This window comes from Pseudaeromonas sp. HNCC25DJ182 (assembly GCF_055413365.1).
Genome location: NZ_JBVAYG010000001.1, coordinates 58,592 through 83,995, shown reverse-complemented (window position 1 = coordinate 83,995; position 25,404 = coordinate 58,592). Strand labels below are relative to the sequence as shown.

Sequence of the window (25,404 nt, the reverse complement as noted above, 5' to 3'; positions counted from 1 at the left end):
CTACCTTTAAGAAAGGCGCCGTTAAGGCGCCTTTTGTTTATCGCGTGTCGGAATATTCCATTTTCTATGCCGTATAACGGAAGAGCTTGGTTTGAAGTGCATCAGGCGCGTAATTCCCGCTGAACTTCGCATGACAAATGCGAGCGAGCCCCTTAACATTAACGACATCAAACCTGTCCGGGTTTTGGAGCTCTCATTGGATTTTAGAAATGGATTAGCGCAGCTTGCCTGCGTGTTCGTGTTGTCGTCACTTTATGGTTGCAGCAGCATGGATGCCGCTACCCAGGTTCAGGCCCGAAATGACAAGCCTGTGGCCGTATTGGCCGTTCCCCTGCAAGTCAGTTATCAGAATGAATTAGCATTGGCGAAAATTGGCCAATTGCTATCCTCTTCCGATCTGAACCCTGATCAGCGAGCCGAACTTTACTATGAGCGTGGCGTGGTGTTTGATCGGGTTGGTTTACGGACCATGGCGCGTATCGATTTCAATCGTGCATTGCGTGAACGTCCGGACTTTGCCGAAGCCTATAACTTTATTGGTGTTTATCTGACCCAGCAGCAAAGTTTCGATGAAGCCTATGATGCCTTTGATTCGGCTTTGGAGCTGGCGCCTGATTATGACTATGCCTTCCTCAATCGCGGGATCGCGTTGTATTACGGACAGCGTGCCAAGCTGGCGGTCGAAGATCTCTCCGAGTTTTATCGTCGACGTCCCGAGGATCCCTATCGCGTGTTATGGCTCTATATGGCCGAGCACGAGGTGAACAAGGAACAAGCCGATAAGGCGTTATTGCGCCGATTTAAACAGCACTCGGGTGATGAATGGGGCTGGTCTATTGTCTCGGTGTTTGCCGGTCAGCAAGCGGAGTCCGAATTCATTTCCAAGCTGGCTCAGAGCTCACGCAATAATAAAGAGTTAGCCGAGCGGTTGTGTGAAAGTTATTTCTATCTCGGCAAGCTCCATCTGCTGCAGGGAGAGCACGCTCTGGCCGCGAGTTATTTCAAACTATCGATGGCCAATAATGTCTATGACTTTATCGAGCATCGGTATGCGATGCTGGAGCTGTTGTTGCTCGATCCCAAGCTGGCCGATGAAGAGGCCACGATGTGAGCTGATCACCATATATCGTCTTTGTCACGATGAGCATAAAAAACGGGACCTTCGAGGTCCCGTTTTTTATTGGTGGTGCTGCATCATTCGGCCTGGATGGACATACCTGCAATGCGGTGCCAATAGCCGTTGCATTCACCTGCTTGTAAGGCGACTGCAGGGCTGTGTCCAGTACGGGCCTGGTCAAACTGTGCCAGCCAGGACCAGGTCTCGTCACCCTGGGGGCTAAGGCGTACCACATCGACCAAGCCTGCCATCGAGGGCAAGTCCCGGATCAGGTTGTAGCAATAACCGGACTGGGTCTGAATGCCGTTGAGCACAAACACGGCATCGCCCTCCTGACTCTCGGCGACTCGGCCTTGTGGATAGGCCAAACAAGCCAGCTCACACTGGTCCTTGGGTTTGTTCTCCGCTCGGGCGGTAAAGCAGCGCGCGGAGTAAGCCAGAGGCAGGTGGCCGTAGGCAAATAACTCGACCTCGAAATGCTGACGGATCTGGCGATCGGTACACTCATTCAGTAGCCGTTGCAGCCAGTCACGAGACAGCTCTACCGGCATGACCCAGCGTTGCATCCCTTTTTGTACCAGCAGTTCAACCACGTCGGCGTTATAGCAATTGATGGCGGGTCCGCAGACGAAGGGCAACCCGGCTTCGAACGCCAACTGTATGGTTCCCAGATCATTGGCTTCGATCATCAATTCGCCATTCTCAATCCAGCGTTTCATTTCGGTGAGTTCTGAAGGCGACTGGATCAGGGCTAGCGTCGATAGCACCACCTGCTTCCCGCTTTCCCGCAGGGGATGGGCCAGTTGTAACCAGTCGGCCAAGCGCATCTCCCGGCGTTTACTGCAGACGGTCTCGCCCAGGTAGACGATATCCACCGCGCTATCACAGGCTTGGTGGTAAAAGCGCTCGATGCTGGTCTTCGGCCAGAAGTAGAGCAGGGGACCTAGAGATAACTTCATAAATTGCTCCTTACTGCCACTGCCGATGATAGGCACCAAGAGTGGTTTGACTGCCTTCGGATACCGCCGCCAGTTGCTGATCCCATGCCGCTTTCACGGCATAGGCTTGCGGATTGGCAAGATAACTGTCGATGGCGGCGCGCCAGACCCGGGTAACCTGTTCCACGTAGGCTGGGCTGCGCTGACGGCCTTCGATCTTGACCGAGCGCACACCGCAGGCAAATAACTCGGGCAGCAAGGATAGGGTATTAAGACTGGTGGGCTCTTCCAGGGTGTGAAACAGCTGTTCGCCAACACGGTAGCGTCCCTTGCACAGCGTCGGATAACCCGCATTTTCCCCCGGCGCATAGCGATCGATCAGCACCTCATTGAGTCGGGATTCCAGGCCGTCAGGCGTCTCCTGCCAACGGACAAAGCGCGCTGGTGAGCAGGCCCCCACAGTATTGGGACTCTCGCCGGTGAGATAAGAGGAGAGGTAGCAGCGACCTTCGGCCATGATGCAAAGGCTGCCAAAGGCAAACACCTCCAGCTCGGCTGTCGTTTCCCGGGCCAGTTGTTTGACCTGATGGATCGACAACACCCGGGGTAAGACGACCCGTTTGATGTTGAAATTATCCTGATAAAAACGTATGGCAGCACTGTTGGTGGCGGAGGCTTGCACCGAAAGGTGGATCTCCATTTGTGGGTAGCGTTGTCGAGTGTAATCCAGGACCGCGATATCGGCGATGATCAGCGCATCGGCACCGAGATCAACAGCTCGATCCACGGCCTGGCACCAGCGATTTCCGGCATCAGGATGGGCAAAGGTGTTGATGGCGACATGGAGTTTGCGTCCGTGCTGATGGATATATTCAGCACCGCGCGCCAGCTTTTTGTCGTCAAAATTCAGGCCAGCAAAATGCCGGGCATTGGTATCGTCTTTAAAGCCGATGAACACAGCATCGGCACCTTGATCGATGGCCGCTTTCAGCGCAGGTAAATTACCGGCCGGACAGAGTAATTCCATGGCATTTTCCACTTCTCGTTGAATGGTTGGCATTGTAGAGAGCAGAGTGGGACTGGGTTTTGACTTGAGGCAGTTTTCTGTCACCCTGCAGGATAAACTTGATTTCCAACAGAAATCCCCACGGTGAAATGTGATTAGATGCAACTCTATTCTTCGAGGAGATTTAATTGTGTTCAGCCGTTTGCATCATATGCTGGTTTCACGCGCCCCTGATATGCTGCGCATTCCCGCTCGTCTGGTCCCCTTTCCCTTGCAACAAGCCTTGATGGGCCATGGCTTACACCTGATATTCAAGGAGGCGCTGGCGGATGGTGATTTTGAGTTCTTGCAAGACAAGTGGCTGAAGATTGCCATTGAAGATCTGGGACTGGCATGGTTTATCAGTTATCAGAATGAGCAACTGTTGATAGCCGAAGCGGCCCCCCGAGTGGATGTCAGTTTCGCTGCGCAACTCAATGACCTGATTCTGATCGCTGGTCGTAAAGAGGATCCGGATAGTCTGTTCTTCCAGCGGCGACTCCGCATTGAGGGGGATACTGAGCTGGGTTTGGAAGTCAAAAACCTGATGGACAGTATTGATCTGGATGTGCTGCCAAGCATGCTCAAACATGGATTGACGGATCTGGCTAGTTTTGTGCAGCGCGGATTACCGCTGACTCCGGCGCAACCGGCTTGAGGCGCGTCTAGAGATCAATGGGGTATCTTGTGGTGTCGGGAGTGGCTGCGCCGCTGCAGACAAATGAGTGCCCAGGCCACGAGTGGTAAACTGAGTAACTGCAGCCACAATGCCAGGGGTTGGCGCCAGAGCAGCAGTACCAGCCCAATCTGGATAAAGGGCTGTAATTCATAGAGCCACTCGGGTGTCATTTTGTGCTTATTCGTGTAGCGCATGTTGTCGGTGCGGCGATTATCGGAACGCATCACCCAAATCAGCGTGCCGCAGGTATAGAGCAACAGACCGGCAAATAACAGCAAGGGTTGTGTTGTGACGACCAGGAAAAACAGCCCAGTCAGAATGTACAGTAGGGGGAGCGACTCGTAGAGCAGACGTGGCAGCATGGGGTGCCCTCGCAAGGAGATAACCGCCCTTCAAAGATAGAAAATAAATGCCACTTCGGCAATGCACTCCCTGGAAGAGGGACAAGCCTGGTGGTGCATGTTAAAATCCAGCCTCCGTTCGATTAGTCAGCCTTCCTTGATGTTAGATAATATCCGCATTGTTCTGGTCAATACCTCCCATCCCGGCAATATCGGCTCTGCCGCTCGCGCCATGAAAACCATGGGCATTCACGATTTAGTACTGGTGGATCCGGTGGAGGCTCCGGATGGACAGACGACAGCCATGGCGGCAGGTGCAGTGGATGTGCTGGCGAACGCTCGCACCGTAAATACCTTGGCCGAAGCGGTTGCCGACTGTGGTCTGGTCATTGGTTCCAGTGCCAGAAGCCGGACCCTGGAGTGGCCTTTGCTGGATCCGCGTGAAGCGGGAGCCAAGTCCATCCTCGAATCGACGCGCCACAAGGTCGCGCTGGTATTTGGCCGTGAGCGCACCGGTTTGACGAACGAGGAGTTGCAGCAGTGCCATTATCACGTCTGCATTCCTGCCAATCCCGACTACAGCTCATTGAATTTGGCAATGGCGGTGCAGACCATTTGTTATGAAGTGCGTATGCATCATCTGGCTAAGGATGTTGTGCCTGCGGCCGTGGATGATTATCCACAACAGCAGGATTTAGACCGTTTTTATGCTCATCTGGAACAGTTACTGCTCCAGGTCAACTTCCTGCGCGCGGACCATCCTGGGCAGGTGATGAGCAAACTACGTCGAGTGTTTAACCGCGCGCGACCCGATAGCCAAGAGCTGAATATCCTACGCGGCATTCTGACAGCAGTGCAGAAAACGCTACGTAATACCTGACTCAATGGTAGGGTTAAATACTTGACTAAAAAACTCGGGCATGGGAGCATGATCACAGCTTAATGTGATAGGGTGCTTTGCCATGAGACTGACTTCTAAAGGGCGCTATGCCGTCACCGCACTACTCGATGTGGCGTTACATGCTGAACAGGGGCCCGTTCCCCTGGCTGATATTTCCGAGCGGCAAGGCATTTCACTTTCCTATCTGGAACAACTGTTTTCCAAGCTGCGCAAGCAAGGCTTGGTAGCTAGTGTGCGTGGGCCTGGCGGTGGCTATCGCCTGGGGATGGATGCCAATACTATCTCCATTGGCAAGGTCATCTTGGCCGTGAATGAGTCGGTCGATGCCACTCGTTGTCATGGTCAGCATGGTTGCCAGGGTGGAACTCAATGCCTGACGCATTCTCTGTGGCGCGATCTGAGTAGCCGGATCAGTAATTTTCTGGACGAAATCACGCTGGGTGAACTGGTGACCCAGGCTGATGTGAAGCGGATTGCGGAACGACAAGACAAACAAAAACAGGTGGTGGTATCCCATGGCCACAAGTTGGACATTGATCCGGTGAATGTCACCGTCCAACTGGGCTAAACGATACCCCAACCCTTTTCGAGGTGTTTGAACAATGAAGCTGCCGATTTATCTGGATTACTCTGCTACCACACCTGTGGATCCCCGCGTTGCCGAGAAGATGATGCAATGCCTGACCCTGGATGGCATCTTTGGTAATCCGGCCTCGCGCTCCCACCGTTTCGGCTGGCAAGCCGAAGAAGTGGTTGATGAGGCGCGCAACCATATCGCCGATCTGATTGGTGCCGATCCCCGTGAAATCGTCTTTACCTCCGGGGCCACCGAATCCAATAACCTGGCCATCAAGGGCATAGCGCACTTCTATCAAAAGCAGGGGAAACACATCATCACCTGCAAGACGGAACACAAGGCGGTACTGGATCCTTGCCGTTATCTGGAAGGTGAAGGCTTTGAGGTTACCTATCTGGATCCGCAGCCGAATGGCTTGGTGACATTGCAGCAGTTGGAAGCAGCCATGCGCGATGACACCATTCTGGTGAGTCTGATGCATGTGAATAACGAAATCGGTGTGATCCAGGATGTGGCGGCGATTGGTGAGCTGTGCCGGGCGCGCAAGATTTTCTTCCATGTCGATGCCGCGCAAAGCGTGGGCAAAATTGCCATTGATGTGGAGGCGATGAAGATTGATCTGCTCTCCATGTCGGCACACAAGATCTATGGCCCCAAGGGGATCGGTGCCCTGTTCGTCCGTCGTAAGCCACGGGTGCGTCTGGAAGCCCAGATGCATGGCGGTGGTCATGAGCGCGGTATGCGTTCCGGCACTCTACCGACACACCAGATTGTTGGCATGGGCGAGGCTTTCCGTATCGCCAAGCTGGAAATGGCGGATGAGGAGGCGCGGATCCTGACCCTGCGTGATCGGTTGTGGCAAGGCCTCAAAGACATCGAAGAGGTGTATATCAACGGTGATCTGGAACGCCGGGTTCCGGGTAATCTGAATGTCAGCTTCGCCTATGTGGAAGGTGAATCCCTCATCATGGCGCTCAAGGATCTGGCGGTTTCTTCCGGTTCGGCTTGTACCTCTGCCAGCCTGGAGCCCTCCTATGTGTTGCGGGCTTTGGGCTTGAGTGATGAGCTGGCACACAGCTCCATTCGTTTCTCCATCGGCCGCTTTACCACGGAAGAGGAGATTGATTACACGGTGAAGTTGCTGAACGAATCGATCAGCCGCTTACGCGAGATGTCACCGTTATGGGACATGTTCAAGGATGGTGTCGACCTGACCAAGGTCGAGTGGGTTCATCACTAAGCCGTTAGAATGCAGTTAGTTGGAGGTGATACATGGCGTACAGCGAGAAAGTCATTGACCATTATGAAAACCCACGTAACGTTGGGTCTTTCGATAAGAATGATCCCAATGTCGCGACGGGAATGGTCGGCGCACCAGCCTGTGGTGATGTGATGAAGTTGCAACTCAAGGTCAACGATGCTGGCGTAATTGAAGACGCCAAATTCAAGACTTATGGCTGTGGCTCGGCTATTGCGTCCAGCTCTCTGGTCACTGAATGGGTGAAGGGGAAGACGCTGGAGCAGGCTCAGGCTATCAAGAATACCGATATCGCCGAAGAGTTGGCCTTGCCGCCAGTGAAGATCCATTGCTCGATCCTGGCCGAAGATGCTATCAAGGCAGCCATTGCCGATTACAAACAAAAGAAAGGCCTCGAGTAAGTATTTAGAAGGTGGATGAGAGATGGCTGTAACCATGACAGAGGCCGCTGCCGAGCGGGTCAAAAAATTTCTGCAAAGCCGTGGCAAGGGAATTGGCCTGCGCCTTGGCGTGAAAACCTCCGGCTGCTCGGGCATGGCCTATGTACTGGAGTTTGTTGACGAGACTCAGGGCGATGATGAAGTGTTCAACGTCGCTGGTGTCAACATTATTGTCGACAGCAAGAGTCTCATCTATCTGGACGGCACTGAGCTGGACTTTGTTAAAGAAGGTTTGAACGAAGGCTTCAAGTTCAACAACCCGAACAAGACAGGGGAGTGTGGTTGCGGCGAGAGCTTCACGGTATAGCAGCAGCTCCCCGGGGTGACAAATGGCTGGGCCGTTTGTCACCCTTTTTGGTCATTATTACCGACGCCTGGTCTTGAGAGTGCATCGTGAATTATTTCGAGCTGTTTCAACTCCCCGCGCAATTCGAACTGGATAGCCATCAGTTGGCTGAAACCTATCGCCAATTGCAGCAACAGTTCCACCCCGATCGCGTGGCATCGGCGCCAGAAAATGAGCGCCTGCTCGCCATGCAGCAGGCCAGTAACATCAATGCGGCTTATCAGACCCTGAAAGATCCTCTGGCCCGCGCCGAGTACCTGCTGATGTTGCAGGGGTTGGACATCCGTGGTGAGCAGCAAACACTGCAAGATACGACATTTCTGATCCAGCAATTGGCCTGGCGTGAAGAGCTGGAGGAGCTGCGGGAGTCTGCAGATCCGGAGGCGGGTATTCCAATCTTTGAACAACGGATCAGCAGTGAATTCAATCATTTGATGCTTGCCCTGCAGCAAGCTCTCGCCGCAGCGGAAATGACTTCTGCTGCCGATCTTATTCGCAAGCTCAAGTTCGTACGCAAACTGCGCGAAGAATTGAGCCGGCTCGAAGACTCTTTGATGGATTTATAACTTTTCATGGCCTTATTACACATTGCAGAACCCGGCCTCAGCGCCGCTCCCCATCAACACAAGTGGGCGGTAGGAATCGATTTGGGAACCACCAATTCACTGGTGGCCGTGGTGCGTAGTGCCAGCGCGGAAACCCTGGCGGATGAGCAGGGGCGTCACCTGTTACCATCCGTCGTGCATTATCAAGCCGATGGCCTGCGAGTAGGCCATGAGGCCAAACAGGGTGCCGCCCAGGACCCGCGCAATACGTTGTCATCCATCAAACGCCTGATGGGTAAAGCCGCCAGTGACATAGATGAGCAGCGTTTGCCGTATCAGTTCAGTGCCAATCCCCATGGCATGGTGCAGATTGAAACGGTGCAAGGGGCGGTGAATCCGGTCCAGGTCTCTGCTGAAATTCTCAAGGCTCTGGCTCAACGCGCAACTCATACCCTGGGTGCCGAACTCGATGGCGTGGTGATTACCGTGCCAGCCTATTTCAACGATGCCCAACGTCAGGCGACCAAGGACGCGGCTCGGCTTGCTGGTTTGCATGTCTTGCGCTTGCTGAATGAGCCGACGGCGGCGGCGGTGGCCTATGGTCTGGATTCCGGTCAGGAAGGCTTGATCGCTGTCTATGACCTGGGTGGCGGGACCTTTGATATCTCCATTTTGCGATTGCATCGTGGTGTGTTCGAGGTTCTGGCCACCGGCGGTGACTCCGCACTGGGTGGGGATGACTTTGATCATCTGCTCGCCGACTGGTTACTGGCACAAGCGGCACCGATTGATGCACTAACGCCGGAGCAGCAGCGCGAGTTGCTGGACTTGGCCTGTGCGATCAAGCAACAACTGACCGATGTTCCGAGCGTTGCTGCCAGCTTCCTGGGTTGGCAGGGTGAGGTGAGCCGGGCGCAGTTCGAGTCGCTGATCGAGCCGTTGGTGAAGAAGACCTTGCTGTCGTGTCGCCGTGCGCTCAAAGACGCTGGCGTCGAGGCTGTTGAGGTCCTGCAGGTGGTGATGGTCGGTGGTTCGACGCGCGTACCTCTGGTGCGGGAGCGGGTCGGCGCTTTCTTTGGCCGTATCCCTTTGACCAGTATCGATCCGGACAAGGTCGTGGCCATCGGCGCCGCTATCCAGGCTGATGTGCTGGTGGGTAACAAGCCTGAGACCGAGATGTTATTGCTGGATGTGATCCCGTTGTCCTTGGGGCTTGAGACCATGGGCGGCTTGGTGGAGAAGATCATCCCCCGCAATACTACTATACCCGTAGCGCGGGCTCAGGAGTTCACCACCTTCAAGGATGGACAGACGGCGATGGCGCTGCATGTGGTGCAAGGCGAGCGCGAACTGGTCAGCGATTGCCGCTCTCTGGCGCGTTTTACCTTGCGTGATATTCCGCCACTGGCTGCCGGGGCCGCCCATATCCGGGTGACATTCCAGGTGGATGCGGATGGTCTGCTGGCCGTCAGTGCCCAGGAGAAGAGTTCCGGCGTGCAAGCTGCCATCGAGGTCAAACCCTCCTATGGATTGCATGAAGACGAGATCGCCAACATGCTGCGGGATTCATTGCGCTTTGCTGAACAGGATATCCAGGCGCGCATGCTGGCAGAACAGCAAGTCGAGGCCGATCGGGTGCTCGAGGGCGTCGAGCAGGCGTTGCTCAAGGATGGTGCGACTCTGTTGGAGCGAGGGGATCGGGCGGTGATTGAAACCGCGCTGACCCGCCTGAAAGCGTGCCGCCAGGGTTCGGATGTGGAGGCTATCAAGTCCGCCATTGCCGATGTGGACCACTGTACTGCCGAGTTTGCCGCTCGCCGGATGGACGCCTCCATCCGTCACGCCCTGCAAGGGCAACAGATAGACAAGGTGTAATATGCCGAAGATTATTTTCCTGCCGCACGAGACCCTGTGTCCAGAAGGCTTGGTTGTCGATGCAACCCGCGGTGAAACCATCCTCGATGTGGCGCTGCGGCACCATATCGAGATCGAACATGCCTGCGAGAAGTCTTGTGCCTGCACTACCTGCCATTGTGTCGTGCGTGAAGGCTTCGACTCCCTGGAGCCTAGCGATGAGCTGGAGGATGACATGCTGGATAAAGCCTGGGGTTTGGAGCCGGAATCTCGACTCAGCTGCCAAGCCCGGGTTGCGGATGCCGATCTGGTGGTCGATATACCCAAATACACCATCAATCTGGCTTCCGAACGTCATTAGGCTGCGGGACAGCAGCTCTCGCTGCAGATGCAGTCAATTGTGCTGGTCTGGATCAGCAAAGCCGCATAAATTAAAGGCCATGCCACCCAGGCGTGGCCTTTTGCATTCATCGTTACTGTTTCTGAAAAAGGATTGCCAGCCCTATGTCCGCCATTATGAAAGTCATGCTTGCCGATCATCCCGCCGATGCCCAATGGGGGGATAAGGCGCTTATCAGTTTTAATCAGAGTGGCACCGCCATCCATCTGGTTGGTAGTGAAGTCGAATGTTTACGTCTGATCCAGCGCGCTGGCCGCCGTCTCGATAGTCAGGGAATCAAACAGATTGCTCTGGTTGGCAGTGATTGGGATCTGGAGCGCCGCTACGCCTTCTATCAGGGCTTTTACAATCCTCGCGCGGGCCAAAGTCTGTATCTGGGAGATATGGCTGCTGCTGAACAGCGCCAGCTGGATGCGCTGCTCGAAGTCACCCGTTGGGTTCGCCAGCTCACCAATGCCACGCCGGATGAGTTGTATCCGCAAACCTTGGCAGAGCAAGCGGCGACCTTTATCGGCCAGCAGGCTCCGGAAGCGATCAGTTTCGAGATCATCAGTGGCGAAGCTCTCAAGGATCAGGGCCATATCGGCATCTATCAGGTGGGTCGAGGCAGTGCGCGAGCGCCCGCCTTACTGGTATTGGACTATAACCCCAGTGGCGATCCATCGGCTCCGGTAGCCGCCTGTCTGGTCGGTAAGGGGATCACCTTTGATTCTGGCGGTTACAGTCTCAAAGATTCCGATAACATGCTGCCGATGAAGTCGGATATGGGGGGGGCGGCCATGGTCAGCGGCGCGTTAGCGCTCGCTATCCGACAAGGACTCAAGGCGCGGGTAAAACTATTCTTGTGCTGCGCCGAAAATCTGGTCAGTGGCGATGCATTCAAGCTGGGCGATATCTTTACCTATCGCAACGGCGTGAGTGTGGAGATCCTGAATACCGATGCGGAAGGGCGACTGGTATTAGCCGATGGCCTGCTGTGTGCTGCTGAAACAGGAACCCGGCATATTCTGGATGCTGCTACCCTGACCGGAGCGGCCAAGGTGGCTCTGGGTCGTGATTACCACGCAGTGCTCAGTCTGGACGAAATGCGCTCATTGCAAGTGTGCCGCTGGGCCAGTGAAGAGAACGAGAAATCCTGGCCATTGCCGCTGGAAAGCTGGCATCTGGGGCAGCTGACCTCCAACTTTGCCGAATTGGGCAATGTCGCCTCCGCGGAGGGAACGGCCGGTGCGACGACGGCAGCGGCCTTCCTGTCCCGGTTTGTGCCAGCTGGTCTGGACTGGGTACATATGGACCTTTCTGCGTCCTACCAGAAAAATGGTAATGAGCTGTGGGCCGCGGGCGGTAAGGGACATGGCGTTCGTACCATAGCCCGCTGGCTGCGGGAGGTGTGTGCATGATGCAGGTGCATCTGGCTTTTCATCCGGCGCCTGCCGAGTGGGGGGATAATAATCTGGTGAGCCATAGCTCTCATGGCTTGCAGATCCACCTGCCGGATGGTTCATCCCTGATGACGCTGCAACAGGCAGCGCGCCGCATCGCCGGGCTGGGTATCAAGGCGGTCCAGTTGATGGGCCACTGGAGCCTGCCTCAGCAATGGGCTTTTGCCCGAGGTTATATGCCGACTGCCGGGGCGGAGACAGCGACTCTGCGCTGGGCGGATGCGCCGGAAGTCGAACTCCTGGAGCTGGAGCAACGGCTTTATTGCGCCACCTGGGTTCGACGACTGACGAATCTGTCTCCCCAGGAGCTCGGACCTCTGGATTTGGCGCTGGAAAGTGTCACCTTCCTCTCCGAACTGGCACCCACACAAATCAATCATCGCATCCTCAAGGGGGATGCGTTGCTGGAGGCAGGATGGGTTGGCCTGCATGCGGTGGGGCGGGCCAGTCGGCGTGAGCCGGTACTGCTGGAGCTGGATTTCAATCCGACCCGTGATCGTCGAGCCCCCGTTGCCGCCTGCCTGGTTGGCAAGGGGATCACCTTCGACTCTGGCGGATACAGTCTCAAGAGTTCAGAAGGTATGCTGACCATGAAGAGTGACATGGGCGGTGCAGCCTTATTGGCAGGCGCTCTGGGCTTTGCCATCCAGCAAGGCTTGAACCAACGGGTAAAACTCTTCCTGTGCTGTGCCGAGAATCTGGTGAATGACAACGCCTTCAAGCTGGGGGACATACTCCACTACAAGAATGGTGTCAGTGTCGAAGTGGTGAATACCGACGCCGAAGGCCGACTGGTGTTGGCGGATGGCTTGTTGGCGGCCGCAGAAACCGGTGCACCACTGATCATCGATGCCGCGACGTTGACCGGTGCGGCCTATATGGCCCTCGGTGGGCATTATCATGGTCTGTTTGCATTGGATAATGCCCTGCAGAGCCGTTTCATGCAACATGCCGAACAGCAGGCTGAAGCCTTCTGGCCATTGCCATTGGCTCGCTGGCACCGGCAGCAATGTCCTTCTCACTATGCGGACACTGCCAACTCCCGGCCGGTAAAAGGTGGTGGCCCGGGTGGTGCTTCCAACGCCGCGGGTTTTCTCTCCCGCTTTGTTCCGCGCGAGGGCGAAGGTTGGTTGCATCTGGATTTGGCCGCAGCTTTCAATGACAACGGCAGTGCACTCTGGGCCGCTGGCGCTACGGCGGCGGGTATGACGACGATTGCACGTTGCCTGTTGGCCGAAACCGCTCGGGGAGCATGAGTTCATCGATAGCAACAACGACAAGGGGAAGCCAGTGGCTTCCCCTTTTTTGGTTCACAAAATGCGAGGTGAACGCAGTCGCTATCAGCTGGCACTAAACGGCGGCAGATCATCATCCTCGTCTGCCGCCGGGTCTTCGACCCGCAAACGTGGTAGAGGATCCGCTATGCGCGTCGACAGGCTGGGTGGCTCATCGGTAAAGAGTCCTGGCGAACCCGGACCTGAACTCAGTGGCCGTGAGCTGGGTGGGATGCGAAAGGTGCCGAACTTGGGCTCTTTGCGCTCATCCTCGCCATCGATCTCGGGCAAGGGACCGCCCAGGCTAGGTGCCGGGTGGGGATCGCTGACATCGAGAGGAAAGACGTGTCTGCCGACGGGACCAGATGTGGCTGGCTCCTGACGAGGCGGCGTAACCGGCGTCTGTTGAGGCGTTGTGCTCCGCTCGCTACCGATGACTGATGAGCGAGATGGCTCTGCAGGAAGTTTCGGGCTTGCGGGGGGCACCGAGAGTGATGCGGCGGTGCGGTTGGCCTCTTGCTGTAGTTGCCAGCGATCCAGTGGGGTCGGGCTGCGGAAGTTGCCAGTATTGGGACGTGCGGAAGAAGGCGCGCTGGCCGTTGAGCGTGCCAGAGCATCTTGAGCCGGGGTTATAGGTCGCTGGAGAGGCCGAGTGGACACAGGGCCTGATGCGGTCGGTAATGGACTGGGCCTGGTTCCTGGCGTCGGGATAGCTTGGCGTGATGCTGAAGCGGAGGCTCCGCTCGGTGCTATGGTCTGTGACGGGCGAGTGTCCATGCCGGATGTCGGGATCTGTGTTGTGCGTGATGATTCGACGGGCTTGGAGCTGACCGTTGGTCGTGTACTGAGCGGCATGGCCAGAGGGGCAGCATGAGAGGTCTGGTGACGACCCGCCTGCTGTACCACGGAATCAATATGCTGGTGCCCAACCGGCAAGCGACGCCCCTCACGATGACTACGCAGACCCAGCTCGATGAGCTCCATGACTGTTACCACGCCTTCCGGATCGACGGGGACCGGTGTGCCACGCTGGATGGCATCGCACATTTGCTGATAGAAGGCGCGGTAGTCACCAGTTTGATTGACGATGCTCTGCTGGCGTTGTCCTTGTGATGTGGGTGTGATCAACAGGCCCGGCCGCGGATCACAGCCAAACCCCGAGTCCAAGGGAGAGCGGCCTGCTTTGAGTTGTTCCTCTTGCACATCCAGCCCGAACTTGTGATAGCTGCCGAGACTGCCGTGCACGGTGAAGCGGGGGCCTTGGGCCGCCACTTGGGTACTGGCGTGCAGAATGACCCGCCGTGGGCCGTATTGCAGTACGGCATGGAAAAAGTCATCGGTCTTGGCACCTGGACGTTGCTGGGCCATATCCAGCCATAAGGTTTCCGGTGCGCCGAAGAGTTGAACGGTCTGGTCGAGCAAATGCGCGCCCAAATCGTACCAGAGGCCGCTACCGGGAACGGCTTGTTCCCGCCAGCGATCCCGTACTTCGGGACGAAAGCGATCAAAATGCGACTCCAGATGCAGAATATCGCCCAGACTCCCCGATCGGATAAGCTGCTGGAGGGTCAGAAAATCCGCATCCCAGCGTCGGTTATGAAACACGGATAGTTGCAGATCATGTTCCTGCGCCAGTGCAATTAGCTCCCGCGCTTCGCGGCCATCCAGGGTGAACGGCTTATCGAGGACCACATGCTTACCCGCCAGTAGCGCGGCTTTGGCCAGCGGATAATGGGTGTCATTCGGCGTGGCGATGACCACCAGATCGATACTCGGATCCGCCAGCAGCAGATCACTGGTTGCGACGTGTTCCACGGTGGGCCAGTCGTTCTTGACCTTGACGCCATCGCGGGAAACTATGCTCTTGAGTCGGATACCGGCAATACTGTTCAACAGCGGAGCATGCAGTGTTTGGCCGGCATAACCGTAGCCAATCAAGCCTGCGTGGATATATTCGAGCATCGCTTCCTCCATGGAGCCTGGATCAGGGAATTAAAGATGAATGCGGGGATGGGTGACAAGGGTAGCAAACCCCATCGGGGGGTGAAAGCGACTTGCAAGCGCGACAGGCGCAACCTCCAGATCGCGATGGCGGTGCCGGTTTCTGCTGCTTGGGATCCCTTGTTTGAGAGTTGGTTAAAAGTTTTAACAAAAAGTAACATAAAGCCATGATCTGACGCGGCCTTGCCATATAATCGGGCTGCAAATCGACAATTATCTCGGTCTTAAGGATCTCTCTATGGCTACAGAACGCACCTTTTCTATCATCAAACCCGATGCGGTTGGCCGTAATCTGATCGGCGATATCTATCACCGTTTTGAAAATGCAGGTCTGCGCATCATTGCCGCCAAGATGCTGCACCTGACCCGTGAGCAAGCGGAAGGTTTCTATGCCGAACATAAGGGCAAGCCTTTTTATGATCCATTGATCAAGTTCATGACCTCGGGCCCGGTCATGGTTCAGGTTCTGGAAGGGGAGGATGCCATTCGCCGGCACCGTGAAGTCATTGGTGCTACCGATCCGAAAAAGGCTCAAGCGGGCACCATCCGCGCCGATTACGCCACCTCAGTGGATCAAAATACTGTTCATGGCTCCGATAGTATCCCCTCATCCGAACGCGAAATTGCTTATTTTTTCAGCGATGATGAAATCTGTCCTCGCACACGCTAATCTCCGCTTTTAGTTAGCTCTATTTTTTGTACTTGCGCAGGGAGCTTTAGGCTCCCTGCGTGATTTTTAAGCCCTACACTGCGTCAGTGGAAACCGAACGGTAAAATTTGTACAATGCGCGCCCGTTTTCGGGCTTTGTCCGCAGGATAAGGCCGTAGTGGGTCGTTTGGCGTATGCGTTCGCAACCGATTCACTGTCACTTCCTTGGTACTATTGGTTATTCCGGAGCCTTTCATGAGCGACACTAAAATCAACCTGCTGGATCTGGATCGCAAGGCGATGCGAGCCTTGTTTGCCGAGATGGGTGAAAAGCCATTTCGCGCCGACCAGATCATGAAGTGGATTTATCACTTCGGGTGTGATGATTTCGCCCAGATGACCAATGTAAACAAGCAGCTGCGCGAGAAGTTGTCGTTGATCGCCGAAATCCGGGCTCCCGAGATCAGTCGTGAACAGCGCTCGGTCGATGGCACCATCAAATGGGCGATGCAGGTCGGCGATCAGGAAGTGGAGACTGTCTATATTCCTGAGGATGATCGGGCAACCTTGTGTGTCTCCTCTCAGGTAGGCTGCGCGCTGGAATGCAAATTTTGTTCGACGGCCCAGCAAGGTTTTAATCGCAATTTGCGGGTCTCCGAGATCATCGGCCAGGTATGGCGGGCGGCCCAGGTGGTGGGTTTTGTCAAAGATACCGGCAAACGTCCGATTACCAATGTGGTCATGATGGGCATGGGTGAGCCCTTGTTGAACATGGCGAACTTGCTACCTGCTCTCGAATTGATGCTGGATGATCTGGGTTTTGGGCTCTCCAAGCGTCGGGTGACTGTTTCGACTTCCGGAGTGGTACCGGCCCTGGACAAGCTGGGCGATGAAATCGATGTCGCGCTGGCTATCTCCCTGCATGCCCCGAATGACAAACTGCGCTCCGAGATCATGCCGATCAACGACAAATATGATATCCAGACCCTGCTGGATGGCGTTCGCCGCTACATGACCAAATCCAATGCCAATAAAGGACAGGTAACGGTAGAGTATGTGCTGCTCGATCATATCAACGACGATATGCAACAAGCCCATGAACTAGCCGAGTTGCTCAAGGATACGCCGTGCAAAATCAATCTGATCCCCTTCAACCCGTTCCCGGGCAATCCGTATGGCAAACCCAGCAATAGTCGCATCGATCGTTTCTCGAAAGTTCTGTTGGAGCATGGCTATACCGTCATCGTCCGTAAGACCCGTGGCGATGATATTGATGCTGCTTGTGGACAGCTAGTAGGTGATGTCATCGACAGAACCAAACGTACCATGAAAAAACGGATGCAAGAGGAGGGGATTTCCGTCAAAATGCTTTGAAATCCAGTCCGTTATTGCAGCATGTCATGAACAAACGCATGAAAAAAAGCATATTGTTTGTCGCAGCACTCTTGTTGGGGCTGCCTGGATGTGTGACGGAAACGACTTTTGTCGGTAAAGATACGGTACGCAGCGATGTGGATCGTCAGACTGCGGCCAAAACCCGGCTTAATCTGGGAATGGGATATTTGGACAAAGGGGACATGACCCAGGCCAAATTCAATCTGGAAAAGGCCTACCAGTTTGATCCGCATAATCCGGATATTCACTTGGCAAAGGCCTATTACTATCAAAAAGTTGGTGATTACAAATCAGCTGAAGCCAGTTATTTGTCGCTTATTGAATTAAATGGTGAAAATCCAGATGCCCATAATAATTATGGGGTTTTTCTCTGCGGGCAGAAACGCTACGCCGAGGCGGATAAACACTTTCAGTTGGCGCTAGCGCAGCCTGAGTACATCCGCATGGATGATACCTATGAAAATGGGGCCGTTTGTGCGATACAAGCGGGGAACAAAGCTAAGGCCGCTGAATATTACGATTTGGCGCTCGGCTATAGTCCGAGCCGCGGTAAGCTGTTACTGGAAGCCGCAGCTCTGGCTCTGGACATGAACAATACGGGTAAGGCTGCAGGATACCTGCAGCGTTACAGCAAAGGCGGTAAAAATACGCCGCAAAGCCTCTGGCTGCACCTCGAGTTGGCTCAAACTCAGGGCGAATTGGCCGAATTGCATAAATTTGGCAATGAACTGGTGCAACAATTTCCGAAATCCGATCAGGCAAAAAGATATTTAAACAATGACTACTGAACAACACGACCAACCCCGTCCCGAGACGGCAACACCCGATAGCCCTGGCCAGTTGTTGCGTATGGCACGCGAAGCCCGTGGACTGACTCAGCCTGAAGTGGCTTCTCGCCTCAATCTTCGTGTGTCGCTGGTTCGGGATATTGAAGAGGATCGCTTTGATCAGCGGACAGCCAGTACCTTCACCCGTGGTTATTTGAAAACTTATGCCAAACTGGTAGGGGCTTCGGAAGAGCGGGTTGTGGCCGCCTATGAGCGTCTGGGTCTGTCAGAAGTCAAATATGCAGAAATGCATAGTTTTTCTGGCCGTACGCGTCTGGAAGCCAATGAGAACCGCATGCGTCTGGGCTCCTGGCTGCTCTTCTTTGCCCTCGGTGCCGGTGCTCTGTACTGGATCCTGGGCCGCCCGGCTGAGAAACCGGCCGTGGTGACCATGGATGAGCAAACCCTGCTTGAGGCCGCGGGTCAGTCGGTTACCGAGGCGTCCAATGCCAATCCGGTCGGTGAGCGCAATGAATTGACGATTGCTCCGGTACAGAAGGATAGCGCCAGCGTGCAACCTGCTGCATCTGCCGCTGCAGTGGCGGTTGCCGTCTCAGCTGCTCAGGCGGTGACCCCTGCCGTTCAAGCCGCTGAGACTGCACCCGAAACTACTCCAAACGATGCCGCTCAGGCTGCGGTTACGGCTACGGATGCAGTTCCTGATAGTGCTGTGAGTGCTGTGAGTGCTGCAGTTGCTCCGGTCGAGGCAACGCCACCAGTCGAGGCAGATGCCTTGGTGATCAGTTATACCGGTGACTGCTGGCTGGAAGTTACCGATGCATCCGGCAAGAAGGTCTTGTCGGCTACTCGTCATGCCGGTCAGCGCGATGTGTTGAAGGGGAAGGCTCCGTTCAAGTTGAACATTGGTGCACCCAAATACGTATCCGTGAGTTTTATGGGGCAAGCGGTTGATATGAAACGATTCCCGGTTGGCCGTCCTGCTCGTTTTGAGTTGCCGTTAAAGAATTGAGTCTATGAGTCAATCCAGCTCCCCGATTAAACGTCGTTTATCCAAACAGATCATGGTTGGCAAGGTACCGGTCGGGGGCGATGCTCCCATCACGGTACAGACCATGACCAACACCCGGACTACAGATGTCGAGGCGACCGTGGCGCAAATTCGTGCCGTGGAGCGCGCCGGCGCCGATATCGTCCGTGTCTCTGTGCCGACCATGGATGCCGCCGAGGCGTTTCGTCTCATCAAGCAACAGGTGTCCATTCCTATCGTTGCCGACATCCATTTTGATTTTCGTATTGCCCTCAAAGTCGCCGAATATGGTGCCGACTGCCTGCGGATCAATCCAGGCAATATCGGTAACGAAAGTCGGGTGCGTTCCGTGGTGGATTGCGCTCGCGATCTGGGTATTCCGATCCGTATTGGGGTCAATGGTGGCTCGCTGGAAAAAGATCTGATGGATCGCTATGGCGAACCCACTGCCGAGGCGTTGGTGGAATCGGCCATGCGCCATGTGGATATTCTGGATCGTCTGAATTTTGATCAGTTCAAGGTCAGCGTTAAAGCCTCAGATGTGTTTCTGGCCGTTGGCGCCTATCGTCTGCTGGCGCAGAAGATTGAGCAGCCGCTGCATCTGGGGATAACCGAAGCCGGTGGTTTCCGGGCCGGGGCCGTCAAGTCAGCCATCGGGCTGGGGATGTTATTGGCGGATGGTATTGGCGATACGTTGCGCATCTCGCTGGCGGCTGATCCTGTGGAAGAGGTCAAGGTCGGCTTCGATATTCTGAAATCCCTGCGTATCCGTTCGCGTGGCATCAACTTCATCGCCTGTCCGTCCTGCTCCCGTCAGGAATTTGATGTGATTGGTACTGTAAACGCCCTGGAGCAGCGACTGGAGGATATTACGACTCCCATCGATGTGTCGATCATCGGCTGTGTGGTGAATGGTCCGGGCGAGGCCCTGGTCTCCGATCTGGGACTAGCAGGCGCCAACAAGAAGAGCGCCTTCTATGAACAGGGCGAGCGGGTTGATCGGCTGGACAATGATACCTTGATTGATACGCTGGAGGCGCGGATCCGAGCCCGGGCGACCCGGTTGGATGTGGAGAAGCGCATTCCGATCGATGAAGTGTGAGAGCCAAGGCGACCAGGGGTCGCCTTTAGCCCCTTTATTTTACCTGGCTGATGAAAGTTCCTATAATGCGGCCAACTTTTCCCCTGCTTTCTAACGCATTCGAGACTTAACGTGGCTAAACAGATCCAAGCTATTCGCGGTATGAATGATTGTCTTCCCGAGCAAAGCCCGCTCTGGCAGATGGTGGAATCCACTTTACGTCAGGTCGTCGCCTCTTATGGTTATGCCGAAATGCGCATGCCTATCGTCGAGATGACCAACCTGTTTCAACGGGCGATTGGTGAAGTCACCGACGTCGTCGAGAAGGAGATGTACACCTTCGAGGATCGCAACGGCGATAGCCTGACCCTGCGTCCCGAAGGTACCGCAGGTTGCGTGCGCGCCTGTATCGAGCAGGGGCTGATTTACAATCAGGAACGTCGGGTATGGTACATCGGCCCCATGTTCCGTCACGAACGGCCACAGAAAGGCCGTTATCGCCAATTCCATCAGTTCGGGGTCGAGGTCTTCGGCCTGAATGGACCGGATGTGGATGCCGAGCTGATCCTGTTGACCGCACGTCTATGGAAGGCCTTTGGTATCAGTGAACATCTGAGTCTGCAACTCAACACTCTGGGCTCCTCTGAAGAGCGGGCCCGTTACCGGGACGCTCTGGTCGCCTTCCTCGAACAGCACCAAGATCAGCTGGATGAAGACTGCAAACGCCGGATGTATACCAACCCACTGCGGGTGTTGGATACCAAGGATCAAGGGATCCAGCAGTTGCTGGCGAGTGCCCCACGTCTGGCCGATTATTTCACCGCCGAGACCCAGGCCCATTTCGCCGGTCTGAAGGCGTTGCTGGACGACGCGGGTATCCAGTACGAAGTAAATGAGCGTCTGGTCCGGGGTCTGGATTACTACAACTACACCGTCTTCGAATGGGTGACCAGTAGTCTGGGATCCCAGGGCACCGTCTGTGGCGGTGGCCGTTATGATGGTCTGGTGGAGCAGTTGGGTGGTCAAGCCACCCCGGCGGTCGGTTTCGCCATGGGCATGGAGCGGCTGGTATTGCTGCTGGAAACCTTGGGACGAACCGAAGGCGTTGCCGCGCCGGTGGATATTTATTTGTGCATGGTCGGTGAAGGAACCCTGTCGGCTGGTCTGAAATTGGCCGAGCAATTGCGGGATGCCCTGCCTTCATTACGACTGATGAGCCATTGTGGTGGCGGTAACTTCAAGAAACAGGTAAAACGTGCCGACAAGGTTGGCGCTAAGATCGCTCTTATTTTAGGGGAAGCCGAGCTGGCCAATGGCGAGGTAGGCATCAAATATCTGCGTGAGCAAGGCGACCAGCAGACACTGAAGTTGGATCAACTCATCCAGCTGCTGGCCAGCAAAGGAGAATAACAAGTGGAAATTTACAACAGCGACGAGCAGCAGGCTGAGGCAATTAAAGAGTGGTGGAAAGAGAATGGCAAAGCCATTCTGATCGGTGCCGCTCTGGGTCTGGCCGGCATGTTTGGCTGGCGCTATTTCAACGAATATCGTCAGCAGCAGATGGAAGCGGGCGCTATCGCCTATGATGCCATCGTCAAGCAGTTGGCGAGCGAAAATGAAAAAGCATTTGCCGCTGCCCAGGCGTTTGTTAAAGATCACTCCGGTGATAGTTATGGTGATTTGGCCGCCCTGCAACTGGCAGCGGCAGCCGTGAAAGTTGGCAAGCTGGATCTGGCTGTGGAGCAGCTGCAGCAAGTGGCCGATAAAGGAAACAGCGACACCGTCAAGCCACTGGCTGCGATTCGCCTGGCTCGGGTTCTGATTGAGCAAGGGAAATTTGATGATGCCGCCAAGCGTCTGGACGGCGTCAAGCTGCCTGCTTACGAGGCGATCACGGCTGAGATTCGTGGTGATTTGTTTAGCAAACAAGGCGATAACGCCAAGGCGTTGGCCGCTTACCAGCAGGCCGCTACAGCCAGTGGTGATAAGGTCGGTCCTGAGTTGCAAATGAAGCTTGATGAACTGGCGGTCCCAAAGTCTCCTGTAACAGAAGAGAAACCGAATGCATAACTGGTTGAAAAACCTGGCTATGACTCTGATGGCAGGGATAGCACTGCAAGGCTGCTCCCTGTTTAATTCAGAGGAAGATGTGGTGAAGATGGCGCCGGTTCCACACGTGGAATCGCGCTTCGATCCAGAAGTCTTGTGGAGTAAATCGGTAGGTAGTGGCGTCGGCAAGTTTTATTCGCAGCTGAGCCCTGTCGTCGCTGATGATCAGGTCTTTGCTGCTGCTCGCGATGGCGATGTGATGGCATTTGACAAGCAAAGTGGCGATCGAAAGTGGACCATCGACTTGTCGGATCAGCCTGAAAATGCTGACAAGCGCAGTGCCCGCCTTTCCGGTGGCCTGACGGCATTCTATGGCAAGTTGTTCCTGGGTTCTGAAAATGGCTATGTCTATGCCATCGATCAGACAGATGGTTCCTTGTTGTGGAGCAAGCAGGTTCCGGGTGAAGTGCTGGCGGCTCCGGTTGCCGATGCTGGCCGGATCGTCGTCGTCACCAGCTCTGGCAAGCTGGTTGCCCTGGATGCCGAGAAAGGGGACATCCTGTGGAGCACCGGTGATGACCAGCCCAAGCTGACGTTACGCGGCCAGTCGACGCCGGTATTGGCGGCAGGCGGTGTAGTTTACGGTCGTGCCGATGGCCGTATCGGTGTTGTACTGCTCGACAGCGGCATGCTGGCCAATGTCTCCCGCGTCGCTTCGCCGCGCGGGGCGACCGAGTTGGACCGGATGGTCGATGTGGATGCGCAGCCGGTGATCATCGGTGATGAACTCTATGCCGTGGCCTATAACGGTCAGTTGATGGCGCGCAAGCTCATCAGTGGGGAAGAGTTGTGGAAACGCAAATATTCCTCATACCAGAACATGGGGGTCGGTCCGATGGAGCTGGTTTTGACCGATGCCAAGAGCCATGTCTATGCGGTGGATCGCAGCAATGGCAGCGAGAAGTGGGCCAATACCCAGCTTTCCTATCGCAACCTGACAGCACCTGTCACCTTCGGTGATTATGTGGTGGTTGGGGACGGTGAAGGCTATCTCTACTGGCTGGATGATGCCAGTGGCCGGATTGTAGCCATGCAGGAACTGGATAGCGACGGCTTGTATGTCGCGCCGGTTGCCGATGGCGATATCCTCTATGTGCAGACACGGAGTGGCGATCTGGTGGCACTCAAACGCCCCTGAGCCCGGTCAACCAGTAATTTTTTGGCTCCTGATCCGGGATCAGGAGCCTTTGTCATTTAAAAACGAGGTCGTTTATGACTCCAGTTGTAGCCCTGGTGGGCCGCCCGAATGTGGGCAAGTCCACACTATTTAACCGCCTGACCCGAAGCCGGGACGCTCTGGTGGCCGATTTTCCCGGTCTGACCCGCGACCGCAAATACGGTCAGGCCAAAGTGGGCGAAATGGAATTTATCGCTGTGGATACCGGTGGTATCGATGGCTCCGAAGAGGGAATTGAGCTGAAGATGGCCGAGCAGTCCCTGCTGGCCATCGAAGAAGCGGATGTGGTGTTGTTTCTGGTGGATGCCCGTGCGGGCGTCACTCCGGGCGATATCGTCATTGCCGGTCATCTACGCCGTCAGCAGAAGAAGGTGTTTTTGGTCGCCAACAAGACTGACGGCATTGATGCGGATCTAGTGGTCGGTGATTTCTACGAGTTGGGATTGGGCTCCGAGATCTACCAGATCGCCGCCGCTCATGGCCGTGGTGTGCATAGCCTGCTCGAGCACGCACTGACCCCTTATCTGGAAGTGTTGCAACAAAAGAACAATCCGGAAGGCGAGTCGGATGATGATGAGTGGGACGATGCCTGGGATGAGCCAGAAGTTCTGGAATTGGAAGAAGACGAAGATGAGGAAGATGCGCAGCCGTTTGCCGATCTGCCCATCAAGTTTGCCATCGTCGGACGCCCCAATGTCGGCAAGTCGACGCTGACTAACCGGATGCTGGGTGAAGATCGGGTCATCGTATTCGATATGCCCGGCACCACGCGGGACTCTATCTACATCCCCATGGAGCGGGATGACCAGCAATACATCATCATCGATACCGCCGGGGTGCGGAAGAAGAAGAAGGTGTATGAAGCGGTCGAGAAGTTCTCTGTGGTCAAGACCCTGCAAGCCATTGAAGATGCCAATGTGGTCATTCTGGTGGTCGATGCGCGCGAAGGTATTTCCGATCAGGATTTGAGTCTGCTGGGTTTCATTCTGCACAGCGGCCGCTCCATCGTGATTGCAGTCAACAAGTGGGATGGTCTGGACCAGGACGTCAAGGAAGAGATCAAGGCTGAGCTGGATCGCCGCCTGGGCTTCGTTGACTTCGCCCGTATTCACTTCATCTCAGCCTTGCATGGCAGTGGTGTCGGTCACCTGTTTGAATCTCTGCAGGAAGCCTATCAATCAGCGACCCGCCGGATTGGCACCTCCATGCTGACTCGCGTCATGCATATGGCTCAGGAAGATCACCAGCCGCCTCTGGTGCGAGGTCGCCGCGTCAAGCTCAAGTATGCGCATGCCGGTGGCTATAACCCGCCGCGGATCATCATTCACGGTAACCAGGTCAAAGATCTGCCGGACTCCTACAAGCGCTATCTGATGAACTACTATCGCAAGTCGCTGAAGATCATGGGTACTCCTATCCATATTGAATTCCAGGAAGGCGATAATCCGTTTGAAGGTAAGAAGAACCAGCTGACCCAGAGCCAGATCCGCAAGCGTCGTCGTATGATGAAGCATGTGAAAAAAGGCTAAATCAGCGCTAGTACCGGTTTGATACCAGTAAGGAGAAGAAAACCATGGCTTTTATGCTGCAATGCCCCTCCTGTGAACAGGAAGGACTGGATCCGCGTCATAGTCCTAGCCAGTGTACCGTCTGTAAAGACAACTTCAGCTTGGAGGCTCATTGCCCGCAATGCGATGGGATTCTGGAGCGGGTTCAAGCCTGCGGAGCCGTGGATTTCTTCTGTAACAGCTGTAACAACCTGGTCTCCAAACGCAGTGCGCGGTTTGTCGTCACCAAGGTGACGTAGCAGGGGTTGCTTTCGAGCGGAACTTTTCCTGTGCACAGAGACTAAAAAAGGAGCCGATGGCTCCTTTTTTCTTGTTTCATGTTTTTGTTTCTTGTTTTTGCTTCTTGGCGTCCGTGCGCCCCACGACAGGATCTATCCCGATCTCTTACCCGAGTAATTGACAGCTGAATAACACCTGACGACGCAGGCGGATCTTGCGCTTGATAGACGACA

General features: G+C 55.2%; 26 protein-coding genes. 22 read left to right on the top strand and 4 right to left on the bottom strand.

The window, feature by feature from the left end; translation table 11 throughout:
* The first annotated feature begins 184 nt into the window (after positions 1-184).
* The gene (gene nlpI / locus ACZYUB_RS00355; RefSeq protein ID WP_463945052.1) at positions 185-1,111 is read left to right on the top strand and encodes a lipoprotein NlpI; all 927 of its coding nucleotides are present in this window, start codon (positions 185-187) and stop codon (positions 1,109-1,111) included.
* Between the two features lie 83 nt (positions 1,112-1,194).
* Here the strand turns inward: nlpI and ACZYUB_RS00350 are convergent, their stop codons facing one another.
* A complete protein-coding gene (locus ACZYUB_RS00350) occupies positions 1,195-2,076 on the bottom strand; it encodes a U32 family peptidase (protein ID WP_463944642.1) in 882 nt (293 codons plus the stop codon).
* A gap of 10 nt (positions 2,077-2,086) precedes the next feature.
* Positions 2,087-3,082 carry a ubiquinone anaerobic biosynthesis protein UbiU gene (gene ubiU / locus ACZYUB_RS00345; RefSeq protein WP_463944641.1) on the bottom strand — a complete coding sequence of 332 codons (996 nt, stop codon included), beginning with the start codon at positions 3,080-3,082 and terminating at the stop codon, positions 2,087-2,089.
* A gap of 169 nt (positions 3,083-3,251) precedes the next feature.
* On the opposite strand from ubiU, the gene ubiT reads away from it, so the two are divergent.
* On the top strand, positions 3,252-3,758 hold the full coding sequence (ubiT, locus tag ACZYUB_RS00340) for a ubiquinone anaerobic biosynthesis accessory factor UbiT (RefSeq protein WP_463944639.1): 507 nt from the start codon (positions 3,252-3,254) through the stop codon (positions 3,756-3,758).
* A gap of 14 nt (positions 3,759-3,772) precedes the next feature.
* Here ubiT and ACZYUB_RS00335 read toward each other — a convergent pair whose 3' ends face one another.
* A complete protein-coding gene (locus tag ACZYUB_RS00335; protein WP_463944637.1) occupies positions 3,773-4,141 on the bottom strand; it encodes a hypothetical protein in 369 nt (122 codons plus the stop codon).
* 139 nt (positions 4,142-4,280) lie between these two features.
* Between ACZYUB_RS00335 and trmJ the strand changes: the two genes are divergently transcribed.
* The 10 genes from trmJ (at position 4,281) to pepB (ACZYUB_RS00285) (ending at position 13,139) form a co-directional block, all read left to right on the top strand.
* Positions 4,281-5,000, top strand: coding sequence for a tRNA (cytosine(32)/uridine(32)-2'-O)-methyltransferase TrmJ (gene trmJ / locus ACZYUB_RS00330; RefSeq protein ID WP_463944636.1), 720 nt, complete (start codon positions 4,281-4,283; stop codon positions 4,998-5,000).
* An 82-nt stretch (positions 5,001-5,082) separates the two neighbouring features.
* Positions 5,083-5,589: a Fe-S cluster assembly transcriptional regulator IscR gene (iscR, locus tag ACZYUB_RS00325; protein WP_463944634.1), complete on the top strand. Its 507-nt coding sequence runs from the start codon at positions 5,083-5,085 to the stop codon at positions 5,587-5,589.
* A gap of 34 nt (positions 5,590-5,623) precedes the next feature.
* On the top strand, positions 5,624-6,838 hold the full coding sequence (locus ACZYUB_RS00320) for an IscS subfamily cysteine desulfurase (protein ID WP_460883923.1): 1,215 nt from the start codon (positions 5,624-5,626) through the stop codon (positions 6,836-6,838).
* 32 nt (positions 6,839-6,870) lie between these two features.
* Positions 6,871-7,257: a Fe-S cluster assembly scaffold IscU gene (gene iscU / locus ACZYUB_RS00315; RefSeq protein ID WP_460883922.1), complete on the top strand. Its 387-nt coding sequence runs from the start codon at positions 6,871-6,873 to the stop codon at positions 7,255-7,257.
* Between the two features lie 22 nt (positions 7,258-7,279).
* Positions 7,280-7,603 (top strand): iron-sulfur cluster assembly protein IscA, encoded by a 324-nt coding sequence (gene iscA / locus ACZYUB_RS00310; protein ID WP_463944632.1) that lies wholly within the window; start codon positions 7,280-7,282, stop codon positions 7,601-7,603.
* An 86-nt stretch (positions 7,604-7,689) separates the two neighbouring features.
* Positions 7,690-8,208, top strand: a complete 519-nt coding sequence (hscB, locus tag ACZYUB_RS00305; protein WP_463944630.1) for a co-chaperone HscB — start codon at positions 7,690-7,692, stop codon at positions 8,206-8,208.
* A 6-nt stretch (positions 8,209-8,214) separates the two neighbouring features.
* The gene (gene hscA, locus ACZYUB_RS00300) at positions 8,215-10,062 is read left to right on the top strand and encodes a Fe-S protein assembly chaperone HscA (protein ID WP_463944628.1); all 1,848 of its coding nucleotides are present in this window, start codon (positions 8,215-8,217) and stop codon (positions 10,060-10,062) included.
* A 1-nt stretch (position 10,063) separates the two neighbouring features.
* Positions 10,064-10,402: an ISC system 2Fe-2S type ferredoxin gene (gene fdx, locus ACZYUB_RS00295; protein WP_463944627.1), complete on the top strand. Its 339-nt coding sequence runs from the start codon at positions 10,064-10,066 to the stop codon at positions 10,400-10,402.
* Between the two features lie 143 nt (positions 10,403-10,545).
* Positions 10,546-11,841, top strand: coding sequence for an aminopeptidase PepB (gene pepB, locus ACZYUB_RS00290; RefSeq protein ID WP_463944626.1), 1,296 nt, complete (start codon positions 10,546-10,548; stop codon positions 11,839-11,841).
* Positions 11,841-13,139, top strand: coding sequence for an aminopeptidase PepB (gene pepB, locus ACZYUB_RS00285; protein ID WP_463945051.1), 1,299 nt, complete (start codon positions 11,841-11,843; stop codon positions 13,137-13,139). The genes pepB (ACZYUB_RS00290) and pepB (ACZYUB_RS00285) overlap by 1 nt, the downstream gene beginning before the upstream one ends.
* A gap of 84 nt (positions 13,140-13,223) precedes the next feature.
* Here pepB (ACZYUB_RS00285) and ACZYUB_RS00280 read toward each other — a convergent pair whose 3' ends face one another.
* Complete coding sequence (locus tag ACZYUB_RS00280; protein WP_463944625.1) at positions 13,224-15,119, bottom strand: oxidoreductase; 1,896 nt, start codon at positions 15,117-15,119, stop codon at positions 13,224-13,226.
* 277 nt (positions 15,120-15,396) lie between these two features.
* Here ACZYUB_RS00280 and ndk point away from each other — a divergent pair, with 277 nt between their 5' ends.
* The 10 genes from ndk (at position 15,397) to ACZYUB_RS00230 (ending at position 25,191) form a co-directional block, all read left to right on the top strand.
* Positions 15,397-15,828, top strand: a complete 432-nt coding sequence (gene ndk, locus ACZYUB_RS00275; RefSeq protein ID WP_460881823.1) for a nucleoside-diphosphate kinase — start codon at positions 15,397-15,399, stop codon at positions 15,826-15,828.
* Positions 15,829-16,062: 234 nt separating this feature from the next.
* Positions 16,063-17,181: a dual-specificity RNA methyltransferase RlmN gene (rlmN, locus tag ACZYUB_RS00270; protein WP_460881824.1), complete on the top strand. Its 1,119-nt coding sequence runs from the start codon at positions 16,063-16,065 to the stop codon at positions 17,179-17,181.
* 26 nt (positions 17,182-17,207) lie between these two features.
* Entirely contained in the window at positions 17,208-17,990 is a 783-nt protein-coding gene (gene pilW / locus ACZYUB_RS00265) for a type IV pilus biogenesis/stability protein PilW (RefSeq protein ID WP_463944623.1), read from the top strand.
* A complete protein-coding gene (gene rodZ, locus ACZYUB_RS00260; RefSeq protein ID WP_463944621.1) occupies positions 17,980-18,999 on the top strand; it encodes a cytoskeleton protein RodZ in 1,020 nt (339 codons plus the stop codon). The genes pilW and rodZ overlap by 11 nt, the downstream gene beginning before the upstream one ends.
* Before the next feature lie 4 nt (positions 19,000-19,003).
* Positions 19,004-20,119 (top strand): flavodoxin-dependent (E)-4-hydroxy-3-methylbut-2-enyl-diphosphate synthase, encoded by a 1,116-nt coding sequence (gene ispG, locus ACZYUB_RS00255; RefSeq protein WP_463944620.1) that lies wholly within the window; start codon positions 19,004-19,006, stop codon positions 20,117-20,119.
* A 111-nt stretch (positions 20,120-20,230) separates the two neighbouring features.
* Positions 20,231-21,508, top strand: a complete 1,278-nt coding sequence (gene hisS / locus ACZYUB_RS00250) for a histidine--tRNA ligase (RefSeq protein ID WP_463944618.1) — start codon at positions 20,231-20,233, stop codon at positions 21,506-21,508.
* Between the two features lie 3 nt (positions 21,509-21,511).
* Positions 21,512-22,168: a YfgM family protein gene (locus tag ACZYUB_RS00245; RefSeq protein WP_463944616.1), complete on the top strand. Its 657-nt coding sequence runs from the start codon at positions 21,512-21,514 to the stop codon at positions 22,166-22,168.
* Positions 22,161-23,345, top strand: a complete 1,185-nt coding sequence (gene bamB, locus ACZYUB_RS00240) for an outer membrane protein assembly factor BamB (protein WP_463944614.1) — start codon at positions 22,161-22,163, stop codon at positions 23,343-23,345. Before ACZYUB_RS00245 ends, bamB begins: the two co-directional genes overlap by 8 nt.
* 74 nt (positions 23,346-23,419) lie before the next feature.
* Positions 23,420-24,913, top strand: coding sequence for a ribosome biogenesis GTPase Der (gene der, locus ACZYUB_RS00235; protein WP_463944612.1), 1,494 nt, complete (start codon positions 23,420-23,422; stop codon positions 24,911-24,913).
* A gap of 44 nt (positions 24,914-24,957) precedes the next feature.
* Entirely contained in the window at positions 24,958-25,191 is a 234-nt protein-coding gene (locus tag ACZYUB_RS00230; protein ID WP_463944610.1) for a zinc ribbon domain-containing protein, read from the top strand.
* Positions 25,192-25,404 lie beyond the last annotated feature (213 nt).